This window comes from Streptomyces sp. NPDC048254, assembly GCF_043201895.1.
In the GTDB taxonomy this organism is placed as follows: domain Bacteria; phylum Actinomycetota; class Actinomycetes; order Streptomycetales; family Streptomycetaceae; genus Streptomyces.
On sequence record NZ_JBICZJ010000014.1, the window covers coordinates 190,979 to 205,038 of the forward strand.

Genomic DNA, 14,060 nt, shown 5'->3' on the forward strand with positions numbered 1-14,060 from the left:
CCGGGCCGGGTCAGCGTGCGGCGCTCGGTCGGGGCGGTGCGGGGCCGGAGCCGGTCAGCGTGCGGGGCTCGTGACGGGCCGCTGGGCCGAGGCGGTCGCCTCGCGCTCCCCGGCCGTGGGCGAGAGCGCGACGAAGGCCGAGGTGAGGAACAGGTAGGACCCGAGGCCGACGGCGAGGGGGAAGATGAACTGCATCGCCGTGGCCCCGGGCAGGGGGCTGCCGGAGGGCGTGACATGCACGCTGACCGCGAACATCCCGGTGTAGTGCATGCTGCTGACGGCCGCTCCCATGACCAGGGAGGCGATGGTGACCGCGACGGGTGACGCGATGTTGAGCGCCGCCCACAGGGCCGCGGTCGCGGCGGCCACGGCGATGAGCACGGAGAGCCCGACGAGCATCGGGTCGTAGTGCACGTCACCGTGCAGCCGGACCGCCGCCATGCCGAGGTAGTGCATGCTGGCGACGCCCAGGCCGGTGGTGAGCCCGCCCAGCAGAAGTGCTCGGTTGCGGTCACGGCTGTAGCCGACGGCGAAGACGCCGGCGGTGACCACGATCACGGCGACGAGCAGGCTGAGGATGGTCAGCGGCACGTCGTAGCGGATGTCGGTGCCGCTGACGCCGAAGCCGAGCATGGCCACGAAGTGCATGGTCCAGATGCCGGTGCCGAGCGCGGAGGCCGCGGTGAGGAGCCAGTTGCGGCGCGAGCGGCCGGTGCTGCCGAGCGCGCGGACGGTGCAGCGCAGCCCCAGTGCGGCGCCTATGCAGGCCATGACGTACGACAGCACGGGGGTCAGCCAGCCGAAGGTGGCGTGGTCCAGGTGTCCCATGGCCAAGGGACGCTAGGGGGCACGGAAGCACAAAGGGGGCGCATTTCGAAAGGTGTTGCAATATGACCCGGAGATGCGCCGGAACGATCGCGTCCGGCTCGAACGTGCGCGCAGGTTCGTCCTCCGTGACGGTGAGGGAACATGCGGAAACATGAGCGATGACCACACGCACGTCCAGGAGTTCTTCGCCGCGCGCGCGGCCGACTGGGACAGCAGGTTCCCGGACGACGGTCCCGCGTATGCCGCCGCCGTGACCGAGTTGGGGCTGCGCACGGGTGACCGGGTGCTGGACGCGGGCTGCGGCACGGGGCGCGCGCTTGCCGCCGGTGCGCGCTGCCGTGGGACCCTCGGGCGCGGTCCTCGGGATGGACCTGACCCCGGCGATGCTCCGGGCCGCCGTGCGGGCCGGGCGGCACCGTGACGGGCGGTTGCTGCTCGCCGACGTCGCCGCGCTGCCGGTGCGCTCGGAGTCCCTCGACGCCGTGTTCGCCGCGGGTCTGATCGCTCACCTGCCCCGACCTGCCCGGAATCTGCGGGAGTTGGCCCGCGTGGTCCGCCCCGGCGGCACGCTCGCCCTGTTCCATCCCATCGGCCGGGCCGCCCTGGCGGCGCGCCAGGGACGGCGGATCACATCCGAAGACCTGCGCGCGGAGGGCAACCTCGGGCCGCTGCTGGCCGGTTCGGGCTGGCACATGGCCTCGTACGTGGACGGGGACGCCCGATTCCTCGCCCTGGCGGTCAGCGGAGGCTAGCCGGCGACCGCCGCGGCGAAGGCGTCGGGACGGTCGAACATGATGTTGTGCCCGGCGCCGGTCACCGTCACCACCCGCACCCCGGACGCCTCCAGCCGGTCCCGCCCGGCGAGTTCACCGCTGAGCTCGCCCTGGAGGTAGACGCGGTCGACCGTCAGCCCCTCCAGAAGAGTGCGCATGACCGGGTCCGAGCCGCGTCGGAGGCCCACCGCGGTGCGGTGCAGTGCACGCGGGTCGGCCAGCCGCATGGTCGCCGCCCAGATGGGGCCCACCGTGTCGAGCACCCGCGCGTGGCCGCCGTCGACGAACTCGTCCTCCTCATAGGCGGTAATTCCGCTGCTGCCGGCGGCCGGCGGCGGAAACGGGTCCAGGTTGGCCTCCGTGAGCACCAGCCGCGAGACCAACTCCGGTCGCCGGTGGGCGAGCACGACGGCGACGGAGCCGCCCATGCTGTGCGCGATCAACTCGGCGCCGGCGACTCCCGCCGCGTCCAGTGCGGCGGCCAGCGCGGCGGCGTGGTCGTCCAGCGTGTACCCGAAGTGGGCGGGCCGGTCGCTGACGCCGTGCCCGGGCAGATCGACGAACAGACTGCGTCTGCCGGAGAGTTCGGGACGGGCCGCGATGTGCGCGTGGTAAGCGGCCGATGCCGCCCCGAGCCCGTGGACATACACGCGCGCGGGTTCCGCACCGGGCGTCTCCGTCCAGCGGATCCGGCTTCCCCTGCCGTCGAACTCGGCCTGCCGCACAGCACCCTCCCCGATCGACGTCACCGTGTACACCTCGAACAATACATCGACTCCGAGGTATTACAAGCCCGATGTATCCGAGGTTGGATGTACAGCGGGAGTGCGGAACAATGCCCGCATGCTGGAACTCGCCATCCTCGGATTCCTGTACGACGCCCCCTTGCACGGCTATGTACTGCGCAAGCACATCGCCGCACTGACCGGGCATGTGCGGCCCGTCGCCGAAGGCACGCTGTATCCGGCGATCAAGCGCCTCGAGAAGGCGGGTCTGCTGGCCCGGACCACCGAGCCCGGCTCCGTGGCCGCACCGCGTCATGTGCTCACACTCACCGAGGACGGCAGGAGCGAGCTGCGCCGACGTCTGGCCGAACCGGCGGAGCGCGACATCACCGACGAGAACCGCTGGTTCACGGTGCTCGCCTTCCTCCGTCACCTCGACGACCCCGCCGCCCAGACGGCCGTACTGCGCCGGCGGCTGGCCTTCCTGGAGGAACCTTCCAGCTTCTTCTACGACGGCGACCGGCCGGTGCGCGCCGAGGAGGTGGACGATCCGTTCCGCCGCGGCATCCTCACCATCGCCCGCGCCACGAGCCGCGCCGAACTCGCCTGGCTGCGCGCCACCGTCGCCTCCCTTGAGGCCAAGACCGGCTGAGGAGTGCCGTCGGCGCCCTCTTCTGTTGCCGGAGCTTCAACCCTACGTTCGATGGGGGAAGACGAATGTTCGCAAGCGACAGCCGACAGGGGGAAGGTGGCCGGAGTGTTCGACCGGATACGCAAGTACGCAGACCGTTTTCGTGGCACCGGGGGCGCGGAACCGCCGGCGCGACGTGAGAAGCGCGGGCACAACTTGTTCGAGGCCGCGGCCGCCTATGTCACGGCCCGCGCGGAGGACGACCAGGACCGGATCGAGGAGGCGGCGGGGTGGGTGTCGCCGGAGGCGCTGTCGTTCGGGGTGAGCGAACTGGCCTGCCGTGCCGTCGTCGCGCTGGCGCGGGAGCGCGGGCAGTCGCCGCGGACGGTGGCGCGCGACCTCCTCGGACTGCCGGCCGCCTGAAGCTTCGCCCCACCGAGGTCGTTTCGTCCCGTCCCGGTGGGAAACTGCAGCTCCGGGTGTGGTGGCGGGTCGTGACAACGGCCTTCCGGTCACACTAGGGTGCGCGCCGTTGGACGAACGACTGGGAGGCAGGCATGGCCGGGACGGACGAGGAGGCCCTCGCCGCCGCGGACGAGGCGCTGTACGTGCTCACAGCGGTGCTGCTGACGCCGGCGCAGTTTCCGAGCGTGCTGGGCGACGACTATCCGGAGGCCTGCGCGGCCCTGGAGCTGGCACCGCGCGCCGACGGCTACGGCCTGGTCCTCGGCCAGGACGGCGTCGGGGCGCGCTGGACGGTCGTCGTCGACGACGTCTCGCTGGTCGCCGTGGCGATCGCGTCCTGGGACTGCGGCATGGAGCACGACCTCTCCCCGGACGAGCGCACGGTGGTCGCCGCCCTGCCCGGCTGGCCGCTCGCGGTCGCCGTGGCGGCCCCGAACGTGCCCGCACCGCACGACCCGGGCCCGGAGACGGCGGACCGAGTCCCGCTGACCCCGCCGGACACCAGCACCTGGGGGGCGGCGCAGCGGCGGCTGGGCGCGGACGAGATCGCCCTCCAGTGGGCGGTCTGGCGTGAGCAGATCGGCGAGGACCACTTCCCGGCACCGGCGGCCGAGGCCCCACAACCCGCCGAGGACGCCTCCGGAGACGGCGAGGCAGCCCCCAAGGGTCACCTCGGGATCCGGCGCGTGCTGACCGAGGCGCGGGCCTACGTGGACACGCCTCCGCCGCTGGGCCGGGTCCGCTCCTCGTTCGCCCCGGGCGACGCCCGCACGCTGCGCGCCGACGGGCCCGGCTGGTCAATGGTGGCCCGCACCGACGACATCGCCTTCGTGCTTCTCGACGAGGAGCCCGGCGAGGTCCTGCCCGTCGGCCGGGGCCCGGAGCTCCCCGGCCTCCTTGAAGCCCTCGACAAGATCGCTGTACGGCCCCTGTGAGCCCTCCCGAGCCGCCACCCCACCGAGGGGGTCGCGGCCTCGGGCGGGCGGCTCAGCGACCGATCTCCTTGCGCGTGACCCTGCGCAGCCTGCGCCGCTGCGAGGGGTCGAGGGTGAGGTAGGCGGCCACCGGGACGCCGACCACGATCAGGAACGTCACCCACCAAGGCAGCCATATCAGCAGGATGAGCCCGACCGCCACACCTCCTGCGGCGATCTTCGCGTTCTTCGACATCAGCGTCGCCTCCTTCGCGGCCACTGCCGCTCTCTGATCTGAAAACGGGCCCGTGCCTCCCACGGTTCCGGACCGCGACCCTGAGACATCCCTGACGAGCGACCCCTACTGGTCCCCGAGACCGAGTCGAACAGTTTGTGAAGCAGTCCCGCTCTCAGCGTAGCCACTCCCGGTCGGCTGCCGGCACGGGCTGTTCACCGATTTCCGGTCCTGCGGAAAACGATGGCCGGCGCCCGCGGAAGACGACGGTCGGCCCCACGGGAGACGATGGCCGGCCCTACGGAAAACCCCACTCCCACAGGCCGGTTGGCCGGATGGCCGGTGGCGGCGGGGATTCGTACGGTCACGGTATGAAGCGAATGAGCAGGATATTGGTGATTTCCGCGGTGCCGGTGGCGCTGACGGCAGTCGGTGCGACCGCCGCGGTCGCACAGGGATCGGACGCACCGCGGGCCGCCGCAGTCGCGCCGCCCAGGGCGGGGGCGGACGTGTCACGAGGCGCGCTCGTGTCCGTCGAGCACCTGCGGACGCTGACGGCCCGGGAGGTCGTCGCCGAGCTGGCAGGCGACGAGGGGGGAGCCTGGGACACCGGCGCCGTCCGCTATGGTCTGGACACCTTCCGGATCGTCTACCGCACGGTGGACCCCGACGGCCGGCCCACGCGCGCGAGCGGGCTGCTGGCCTTGCCGCGCAGCGATGAACGGCGGCTGCGCACCGTGTCGTTCACCCACGGCACCGAACTGTTCAAGGGCGACGTCGCCTCCGTCTCGGCGGACGTCTGGGGCCAGGCCCCCACGCTGACGTACGCCTCGGCCGGTTTCGCCGCTGTGCTTCCCGACTACCTCGGTCTGGGCCTGGGCCCCGGCCCCCACCCCTGGATGGACGTGCCCTCGGAGACGACAGCCGCCCTGGACATGCTGCGCGCCTCCCGCACCGCCGTGACCGCGCGAGGGCGTGAACTTCGCCGTGAGGTACTGGTCACCGGTTTCTCCCAGGGCGCTTCGGCGGCACTGGGACTGGCCCGGTCGCTGCAGGAGGGGGCCGACGGCTGGTTCCGCCTGCGCGCGGTGGCGCCCGTCAGCGGCGCGTACGCGTTCCGTGACGTGGAACTTCCCGCGCTGCTGGCCGGGCGGACGGACCCCAAGGCGAGCGTGATCTACGCGGCCTTGGTCCTGGTCGCCTTCAACCGCCTGCACCCGGTGTACGACACACCGGCCCAGGTGTTCAGGGCACCGTACGACCGCACGATCGAAGGCCTGCTCGACGGGACGCACACCGGTCAGGAGGTCGTGGCCGGCACCCCGGACTCCCTCGACGGGCTTCTCACCCGCCGGGGCCGGGAGATGCTGGCCCACCCCACCGGAGGACTGGCCGCGGCCCTGCGGATCACCGACGGCGTCTGCACCGACTGGACGCCGAAGGCTCCTGTCCGGCTCTACTACGCCGACGGGGACGAGCAGGCCGTCAACGCGAACACGGCCCGCTGCCACGCCGCCCTGCGCGCCCATGGCGTCGACGCCCCGGCGGTCGGCCTGGGCACACCGGGCTACGGCGGCTCCCGTCATCTGGGCTCCCAGCAGGCCGGAACCGCCGCCGTGGTGCGATGGTTCGGGACCCTGGGCTGAGCGGGGCCAGCTGGATTCGCAGTACCGGCGGAGCGCCCGGCGAACAGATGACACACCGGAACCCGCCAGTCCGCCCTCCGTCGGCCGCTCTCCCTTCCCGACGAGGACGCCGGGGACACCCTGCTCACCACCCGCCTGCCGCGTTTCTCGCCGCGCAAGAGGACGGCCACGTCCGAGTACGCCTACCGGTTCGACCCGGGCGGACGCCTTCGCCGCGCAGGGCAGCCCGGTCGACAGCGGCATCGAGACGACCCTGGTGTACCTCCGGCTGCCCAAGGGGCTGCAGTCGGGTCCAGTCGACTGTGGTCACCCCAGCAGTGAGGGCAGCAACGAGTCCAGGCCGCTCGGCAGCTCACTGGGGAGTCCCGACGGCCAATCGGAGGGGAGTCCGCTCGGCAGTCCCGACGGCAGGCTGCTGGGCAGCTCCGTCGGGAGGCTGAAGGAGGGCCGCGCCGAGCCGGAGGCGCTCGGTCCGCTCGGGGTGGACTTCTCGCCGGGTGAGTCGTCGCCTCCGGACGCCATCAGGACGACCACGGCGACGGCCACGGCGGCCACCAGGACGACCAGTACGGCGTACAGCGGGCCCCTGCGGCGACGCGGCGGCTCCGGGGGCGGCTGTGGCGTCCAGCCGACGGCGGTGGGCGGGCCGTAGTCCCCGAACCCCCCTCCCGAGGGTGGTCCGAAACCTCCGTACGGAGGCGGGTCGTAGCCGCCGTCCGGGGGCGGGGTGCCGTTCGGCGGGCCGGGCGGGCGAGGCGGTACGGGTGGCATGGCCATACCGCCAAGAGTCACCGCGTACCGGTCATCGCGCGAGCCCCACGCGGGAGTTGATACGCACTCATGCAACGGATCGCATGATTCCGGAGCATTTCCCGCACGAACCGGTCGTGCGGGTGCGGGCAGCTCGTGCAGCTCGTGCAGCTGCGGGCAACGACACGCGCGCGTGCGGGCGTGTCGTTGCGAGAGCCGCCCTCACGCGCGCGTGCGCGCGTCAGCCCCGGGCGCCCAGCAGGTGGTCCATCGCCAGCTGGTCGAGCTGCTCGAAGGCCATCCCGCGCGCGGCGACCGAATCCGCGTCGAACTCCTCGAAGGCCGTACGGTCGGCCAGGAGCGCCTGGAGACCGTCGGCGGCCGTCGCCTGAGCCAGCTGGTCCAGGCGGGAGGCGCGCAGGGCCTCCTGGACCTCCGGGTCCGCGCGGAAAGCGGCGGCGCGCTCCTTGAGGATCAGGTAGTTCCGCATGCAGCCGGCGGCGGAGGCCCACACGCCGTCGAGGTCCTCGGTCCGCGGCGGCTTGAAGTCGAAGTGCTTGGGCCCCTCGTAGCCGGCGTTCTCCAGCAGGTCGACCAGCCAGAAGGCGGCACGCAGGTCGCCGGCGCCGAAGCGCAGGTCCTGGTCGTACTTGATGCCGGACTGGCCGTTGAGGTCGATGTGGAAGAGCTTACCCGCCCACAGGGCCTGGGCGATGCCGTGCGGGAAGTTCAGGCCGGCCATCTGCTCGTGGCCCACCTCGGGGTTGACGCCGTACAGCTCGGGGCGCTCCAGGCGCTCGATGAAGGCGAGCGCGTGGCCGACGGTGGGAAGCAGGATGTCGCCGCGGGGCTCGTTCGGCTTGGGCTCGATGGCGAAGCGCAGGTCGTAGCCCTGGGAGGTGACGTACTCGCCGAGGAGGTCGAAGGCCTCCTTCATGCGGTCGAGAGCGACGCGCACGTCCTTGGCGGCGCCGGACTCGGCGCCCTCGCGGCCGCCCCAGGCGACGTACGTCTCGGCACCCAGCTCGACGGCCAGGTCGATGTTGCGGATGGTCTTGCGCAGCGCGTAACGGCGCACGTCACGGTCGTTCGCGGTGAACGCACCGTCCTTGAAGACCGGGTGGGTGAAGAGGTTCGTGGTGGCCATCGGCACCTTCATGCCGGTCGCGTCGAGGGCCTGGCGGAAACGCTTGATGTGCGATTCGCGCTCCGTGTCCGAGGACCCGAAGGGGATCAGGTCGTCGTCGTGGAACGTCACACCGTGGGCGCCCAGTTCGGACAGGCGCTGCACCGTCTCGACCGGGTCGAGGGCGCGGCGGGTGGCGTCGCCGAACGGGTCCCTTCCCTGCCAGCCGACGGTCCACAGGCCGAAGGTGAACCTGTCCTCGGGGGTGGGCTGGTAGCTCATGCCGCGGCTCCTTGCTCGGGGGTTCTGCGCGAAGACTGTGCCGGACGACTGTCGTGCCGACTATTTCGTCATGGCGGTTTACAAATTAGTATGCCGACGCGTCCCTGGGAAGAGTCACCCTGTCCCCGAAGGACGGAAACCGGGTCGCGACACCCCGTCGAACCGGAAAACTGCAGGTCAGATACACCGCGAGCCGCGGAAAAAGGGAGAGAGCCCGATGTCAGCAGCCGAGGGTCCGCTCGTCGTCGGCGTGGACACGTCCACCCAGTCCACCAAGGCGCTGGTGGTCGACGCGTCCACCGGCCAGGTCGTGGCGAGCGGCCAGGCACCGCACACCGTGTCCTCCGGCGCGGGCCGGGAGAGCGATCCGCGTCAGTGGTGGGACGCGCTGTGCGAGGCGCTGCGCCAGTGCGGGGACGCGGCGCACGAGGCGGCGGCCGTGTCGATCGGGGGGCAGCAGCACGGTCTGGTCACGCTGGACGAGCGGGGCGAGCCGGTGCGGCCGGCCATGCTGTGGAACGACGTCCGTTCGGCGCCCCAGGCACAGCGCCTGATCGAGGAGCTGGGCGGCCCCAAGGCCTGGGCCGAGCGCACCGGCAGTGTTCCGGGCGCGTCGTTCACGGTCACCAAGTGGGCCTGGCTGGCGGAGCACGAGCCGGAGTCGGTTCGTGCGACCCGGGCGGTACGGCTCCCCCACGACTACCTCACCGAGCGCCTCACCGGGCAGGGCACGACCGACCGCGGCGACGCCTCGGGCACCGGCTGGTGGGCGTCGGCGACCGAGGCGTACGACGAGGAGACCCTCGCCCACGTGGGCCTGGACCCGGCGTTCCTGCCCCGGGTGGTCCGCCCCGGCGAGATCGCCGGCACCGTGCGTGACAGCCACGAACTTCCGTTCTCCAAGGGCACCCTGGTCGCACCCGGTACGGGCGACAACGCGGCGGCCGCGATGGGGCTCGGACTGCGCCCCGGGACCCCGGTGCTGAGCCTCGGCACGTCGGGCACGGTGTACGCGGTCTCGCGGCACCGCCCCGCCGACCCGACCGGCACCGTCGCGGGCTTCGCCGACGCGCACGGCGACTGGCTGCCGCTCGCCTGCACGCTGAACTGCACCCTCGCGGTCGACCGGGTCGCGGCGCTGCTCGGCCTGGACCGGGAGGCCGTCGAGCCCGGCACCTCGGTCACCCTGCTGCCGTACCTGGACGGCGAGCGCACCCCCAACCTGCCGAACGCCTCCGGGCTGCTGCACGGCCTGCGCCATGACACCACCGCCGGCCAGCTCCTCCAGGCCGCCTACGACGGCGCCGTGCACGCCCTGCTCGGCGCCCTGGACCTGGTGCTCGACGAGGACGCCGACCGGACCACGCCGCTGCTGCTGATCGGCGGCGGCGCCCGGGGCCGGGCCTGGCAGGAGACGGTTCGGCGGCTGTCGGGGCGCGCCGTGCAGGTGCCCGAGGCGAAGGAGCTGGTCGCCCTCGGCGCCGCGGCGCAGGCGGCCGGGCTGCTGACCGGCGAGGACCCGGCGGCGGTGGCGCGGCGCTGGAACACGGCGGCGGGGCCGGTACTGGACGCGGTGGAGCGGGACGCGGCGACGCTGGCCAGGATCTCCGGGGTACTCTCCGACGCGGCCCCGCTGCTGGAGCGGGCACCGGAGGACCGCTGACCGCACGGGAGGCAGGTCGCAGGACCGTCCAGGGGACTGAGGATTGATCAAGGCATGACCGCACCACTGCACGAGGCCCGCCCGACGGCGACCGGCCGTGCCCTGCCGGACACCCAGCAGGGCATGCGCCGGCGCAACCTCGCGCGCGTGATGCACGCGGTCAGCGCGGAGGGCTCGCTGTCGCGGGCCGCGGTCGCCTCCCGCATCGGCCTCACCAGAGCGGCCGTGTCGACCCTCGTCGACGAGCTGATCCGCTGGGGACTCCTGGAGGAGCTGGGCCCCGAGCGGCCCAGCCGCGTCGGGCGGCCGGGCTCGGCGCTCGCGGTGAGCGGGCGCGGCCCGGCCGGTATCGGGGCGGAGGTCGGGGTCGACCATCTCGCCGTGTGCGCGATGGATCTGCGCGGCGAGGTACGCGCGCGTGCCGTGCGGCACGGCGCCAACCGGGGCCGGGCGCCGAAGCCGGTGGTCGAGGAGCTGACCGCGCTGGTCCGGCGGGTCGTGGCGGACGCGGAGCGGGAGGGCCTGTGGCCGGCCGGTCTCGCGGTCGCCGTCCCCGGCCTGGTGGCCCGTGACGGGCACACGGTCGTCCATGCCCCGAACCTCGACTGGCACGACACCGACCTCGGCGCGCTGCTGCCCGCGGACCTCCCGCTGACGGTCGACAACGAGGCCAACTTCGGCGCCCTGGCAGAACTGTGGCTCGGTGACGCCACCCCACCGGATTTCCTGCATGTGTCCGCGGAGATCGGTATCGGCGCCGCGGTCGTCGTGGACGGTCAGTTGCTGCGCGGGAAGCGGGGTTTCGCGGGCGAGCTCGGCCATGTGCCGGTCCACCCCGACGGGCCGCACTGCGCCTGTGGCGGACGCGGGTGCCTGGAGCAGTACGCCGGCGAGGAGGCGGTGCTGCGCGCGGCCGGTCTCGAACCCCGCGAGGACGCGGTGGGCCTGCTCGCGCAGCGGGCGGGCGAGGACCACGAGGGAGTACGGCGTGCCCTGCACGACGCCGGTACGGCCCTGGGCATCGCCCTGACCGGTGCCGTCAACCTCTTGGACCCCGAGGCGGTGGTCCTGGGCGGCGCGCTGGCCGGCCTCGCTCCGTGGCTCCTCCCGTCCCTGCAGACCGAACTGGCCGACCGCACGACCGGGCCGGCCTGCCCGGTCACCGTCTCCCGCCTCGGCCCCGAGGGACCCCTCCTGGGCGCCGCCCACTCGGTGGTCCGCGCCGTACTGGACGATCCGGCGACGGTGGCGGAACGGGTCTGAGGGCCGGCTGACCAGCGGTTACCCGCGATCGACCGCGCACCCCGCGTTTCTTGCCTCACCCGTTCGGGTGGCGAGGTTTTCCACAACGGCCGCCCTGTCCACGGAATCACTCGGCGCTCTTCTGCCCAACCTGCGGGCGCCGTACCGTGATTCACGCGAAGCGGTCCGTGGGACCGATGGGTTCACACACGTCGGGGGGTGTGTATGGCCGAGGAGATGGCCGGAGGAGCGGCCACAGGGCTGCGGCGGGACGCGGTCGGTCTGCGGGAGGTTCTGTTCCAGAGCGTCACGGCGATGGCGCCCGCCGCTGCCGTCGCCGCGTCCATTCCGTCGGGGGCGGCATTCGCCGGAGGCAGTCTGCCGCTGGCGGTGGTGATCGCTCTGGTGGCCTGCCTGTTGACCGCGTCCTGTGTGGCCGAGCTGGCCCGGGAATTACCGGCGGCGGGCTCCGTGGCCACGTACGCGGCGCGGGGACTGCATCCGGCCGTGGGGTTCCTGGTCGGCTGGGGCTATGTGTTCGTGGAGGCGCTGGTACCACCGTTGCTGCTGCTCCAGCTCGGGTTCACCGCGGCGGGCACCCTGCACGAGGAGTGGGCGTCCTGGCCGGCCGATCTGTGGTGGCCGTGGTCGCTCGCCGGTGCCGCCGTCATAGCCGTCACCGGGTATCTGGGAGTGCGTGCCTCGGCGCGCTTCGGGACGGTCCTCGGGGTCTTCGAGATCGCGGTCTTCCTCGTCTTCGCCATCTTGCTGATCGGCAAGGCCGGTGCCCACAACACCTTTTCCGTGTTCGGCACTTCGCATACGGCGGAGGGCTACCGGGGCATCAGCGGGGTCTTCGCCGGTTCCGTCTACACGGTGCTCGCGTTCGCCGGTTTCGAGGCGGCCGCGCCACTCGCCGAGGAGACCCGCGACCCGCGCCGCACGATGCACCGCGCGGTCCTCGGCGCGGCCCTGGGGATCGGCCTCTTCTATGTGGTGACGACCTATGCGATGACCGTGTACTTCGGGCCGGACCGGTTCGCCGGCTTCGGCGCGGCGGGCGACGCGTCCTGGGACGGTGTGGCCCGGGCGTCCTTCGGGCTCTTCTGGGTCCTGGTGTTCCTCGCCGTGGTGAACTCGACGATCGCCAACGCCAACGCCTGTGCCAACGTGTCCACCCGGACGGCCTTCGCCCTGGCCCGCATCCGGGTCCTGCCGCGCGTCCTCGCGACGCTCCACCCGCGGTACCGCTCCCCCCTCGTCGGTATCGCGGTCCAGACAGTCGTGGCGGTCGGCGCCGTGCTGGGGCTGGGCTTCGGTTACGACCCGGTGACCGCGTTCCTGCTGCTGGCCACGGTGATCGTCACGGTGGTCGTCGGCGTCTACATCGTCGTCAACCTCGCCTGTGCGGGCTACTTCCTGCGCCGCGGCCGCGAGTCCCTCCAGCCGGTACGGCATCTGCTCGTCCCGCTGCTGGGCATCGTGGCCTTCGTGCCCGCTCTGCTCACCGCGGCAGGCCTGCCCGTCTTCGACTTCGTGACGAAGCTGACCGCCCCGGTGTCGTACGCCGGTCCGGTGGTCGGCGTCTGGATGGCGGCCGGAGTGGTCGTGCTCCTGGTGCTGATACGCCGTCACCCCGAGCGGATAGCCGAGACGGCGCGTGTCCATCTCGAAGAAGGCGACGACCGAGCAGACGCCGTCGACCGGCGGAACGGAGACCTCCCGCGATGACCGACCCCCTCATCCTCACCGTCCGGCCCGGACCGGGCGAGTACGCATGGACGTTCGGCGGAGCGCCGCCGGTGGCGCGGATCGCGCCCGGCACGGTGCTCGACCTGTACACGGAGGACTGCTTCGCCGGACGGGTGCGGTCCGAGAAGGACCTGGTGTCCGAGGTGTGCGAGTTCCCGTTCCTCAACCCGCAGACCGGGCCCTTCCACATCGAGGGCGCGGAGCCGGGGGACACCGTCGCCGTGCACTTCGTGTCGATCGAACCGGCGCGGGACTGGGCGGCGTCCACGACGGTCCCCCTGTTCGGCGCGCTCACCTCGACGCACACCACGGCCACCCTGCAGCCGCCGCTCCCGGAGAAGGTCTGGATCTGGCAGCTGGACCGGACCCGGCGCACGGCCCTGTTCCGGGCCCACGAGGGCGGCATCGAGCTGGAACTGCCGCTGGACCCGATGCACGGGACGGTCGGCGTGGCCCCGGCCAATCTGGAGGTCCGCTCGGCCCTGGTGCCCGACGCGCACGGCGGGAACATGGACACGCCCGAGATGCGGGAGGGCGTCACCTGCTACCTCGGGGTGAACGTCGAGGGCGCGCTGCTCAGTCTCGGCGACGGGCACGCCCGGCAGGGCGAGGGCGAGACCTGTGGGGTGGCCGTCGAGTGCGCGATGAACACCGTGGTGATCGTGGAGCTTCTGAAGGGGATCGCGACGCCGTGGCCCCGGCTGGAGTCGGACACGCACATCGTCTCGACGGGGTCGGCGCGTCCGCTGGAGGACGCATTCCGGATATCGCAGCTCGACCTGGTGCAGTGGCTGGTGCGCGACTACGGATTCGCCGAACCGGACGCCTACCAGTACGCAACTCAGACGGTGGAATCGCCGTTGGCCAACGTGTGCGACACCAACTACACGTGTGTGGCCAAGCTCCGCAAGGAGTGGCTGCCCGCGCGCGAGACTTACCGCGGACTGCACGCGCGGCTGCGCGAGACCGCGGCGGCCCTGCGCAGCTGACCGCGACTCCCCCATGCTTCAGGCACGCTTCCGAAAGGC

At 72.4% G+C, this 14,060-nt stretch carries 13 protein-coding genes and 1 pseudogene; 9 read left to right on the plus strand and 5 right to left on the minus strand.

Annotation, left to right across the window (positions count from 1 at the left end):
- Positions 1-54: 54 nt before the first annotated feature.
- Positions 55-828: an MHYT domain-containing protein gene (locus ACGFZQ_RS34165; protein WP_382529742.1), complete on the minus strand. Its 774-nt coding sequence runs from the start codon at positions 826-828 to the stop codon at positions 55-57.
- A 151-nt stretch (positions 829-979) separates the two neighbouring features.
- On the opposite strand from ACGFZQ_RS34165, the pseudogene ACGFZQ_RS34170 reads away from it, so the two are divergent.
- A pseudogene (locus tag ACGFZQ_RS34170) lies at positions 980-1,580 on the plus strand (class I SAM-dependent methyltransferase).
- On the opposite strand, the gene ACGFZQ_RS34175 reads toward ACGFZQ_RS34170, so the two are convergent.
- Positions 1,577-2,326, minus strand: coding sequence for an alpha/beta fold hydrolase (locus ACGFZQ_RS34175; RefSeq protein WP_393843660.1), 750 nt, complete (start codon positions 2,324-2,326; stop codon positions 1,577-1,579). The pseudogene ACGFZQ_RS34170 and the gene ACGFZQ_RS34175 overlap by 4 nt on opposite strands.
- 118 nt (positions 2,327-2,444) lie before the next feature.
- Between ACGFZQ_RS34175 and ACGFZQ_RS34180 the strand changes: the two genes are divergently transcribed.
- From ACGFZQ_RS34180 to ACGFZQ_RS34190, 3 genes are all read left to right on the plus strand, one after another.
- The gene (locus ACGFZQ_RS34180) at positions 2,445-2,978 is read left to right on the plus strand and encodes a PadR family transcriptional regulator (RefSeq protein WP_393843591.1); all 534 of its coding nucleotides are present in this window, start codon (positions 2,445-2,447) and stop codon (positions 2,976-2,978) included.
- 105 nt (positions 2,979-3,083) lie between these two features.
- Positions 3,084-3,380 (plus strand): hypothetical protein, encoded by a 297-nt coding sequence (locus tag ACGFZQ_RS34185; protein ID WP_393843592.1) that lies wholly within the window; start codon positions 3,084-3,086, stop codon positions 3,378-3,380.
- A gap of 134 nt (positions 3,381-3,514) precedes the next feature.
- Positions 3,515-4,357, plus strand: coding sequence for a hypothetical protein (locus ACGFZQ_RS34190; protein WP_393843593.1), 843 nt, complete (start codon positions 3,515-3,517; stop codon positions 4,355-4,357).
- Between the two features lie 52 nt (positions 4,358-4,409).
- Here ACGFZQ_RS34190 and ACGFZQ_RS34195 read toward each other — a convergent pair whose 3' ends face one another.
- A complete protein-coding gene (locus tag ACGFZQ_RS34195; protein WP_181809683.1) occupies positions 4,410-4,592 on the minus strand; it encodes a hypothetical protein in 183 nt (60 codons plus the stop codon).
- Positions 4,593-5,098: 506 nt separating this feature from the next.
- Between ACGFZQ_RS34195 and ACGFZQ_RS34200 the strand changes: the two genes are divergently transcribed.
- A complete protein-coding gene (locus tag ACGFZQ_RS34200; protein WP_393843594.1) occupies positions 5,099-6,217 on the plus strand; it encodes an alpha/beta hydrolase family protein in 1,119 nt (372 codons plus the stop codon).
- A gap of 306 nt (positions 6,218-6,523) precedes the next feature.
- Here ACGFZQ_RS34200 and ACGFZQ_RS34205 read toward each other — a convergent pair whose 3' ends face one another.
- The gene (locus ACGFZQ_RS34205; RefSeq protein WP_393843595.1) at positions 6,524-6,994 is read right to left on the minus strand and encodes a hypothetical protein; all 471 of its coding nucleotides are present in this window, start codon (positions 6,992-6,994) and stop codon (positions 6,524-6,526) included.
- A 214-nt stretch (positions 6,995-7,208) separates the two neighbouring features.
- Positions 7,209-8,375, minus strand: a complete 1,167-nt coding sequence (gene xylA / locus ACGFZQ_RS34210; protein ID WP_351742297.1) for a xylose isomerase — start codon at positions 8,373-8,375, stop codon at positions 7,209-7,211.
- Positions 8,376-8,592: 217 nt separating this feature from the next.
- Between xylA and xylB the strand changes: the two genes are divergently transcribed.
- From xylB to ACGFZQ_RS34230, 4 genes are all read left to right on the plus strand, one after another.
- Positions 8,593-10,038: a xylulokinase gene (gene xylB / locus ACGFZQ_RS34215; RefSeq protein WP_393843596.1), complete on the plus strand. Its 1,446-nt coding sequence runs from the start codon at positions 8,593-8,595 to the stop codon at positions 10,036-10,038.
- A 54-nt stretch (positions 10,039-10,092) separates the two neighbouring features.
- A complete protein-coding gene (locus ACGFZQ_RS34220) occupies positions 10,093-11,301 on the plus strand; it encodes an ROK family protein (RefSeq protein WP_393843597.1) in 1,209 nt (402 codons plus the stop codon).
- Positions 11,302-11,505: 204 nt separating this feature from the next.
- On the plus strand, positions 11,506-13,011 hold the full coding sequence (locus ACGFZQ_RS34225) for an APC family permease (protein WP_393843598.1): 1,506 nt from the start codon (positions 11,506-11,508) through the stop codon (positions 13,009-13,011).
- The gene (locus tag ACGFZQ_RS34230) at positions 13,008-14,021 is read left to right on the plus strand and encodes an acetamidase/formamidase family protein (protein ID WP_393843599.1); all 1,014 of its coding nucleotides are present in this window, start codon (positions 13,008-13,010) and stop codon (positions 14,019-14,021) included. The genes ACGFZQ_RS34225 and ACGFZQ_RS34230 overlap by 4 nt, the downstream gene beginning before the upstream one ends.
- Positions 14,022-14,060: the final 39 nt, after the last annotated feature.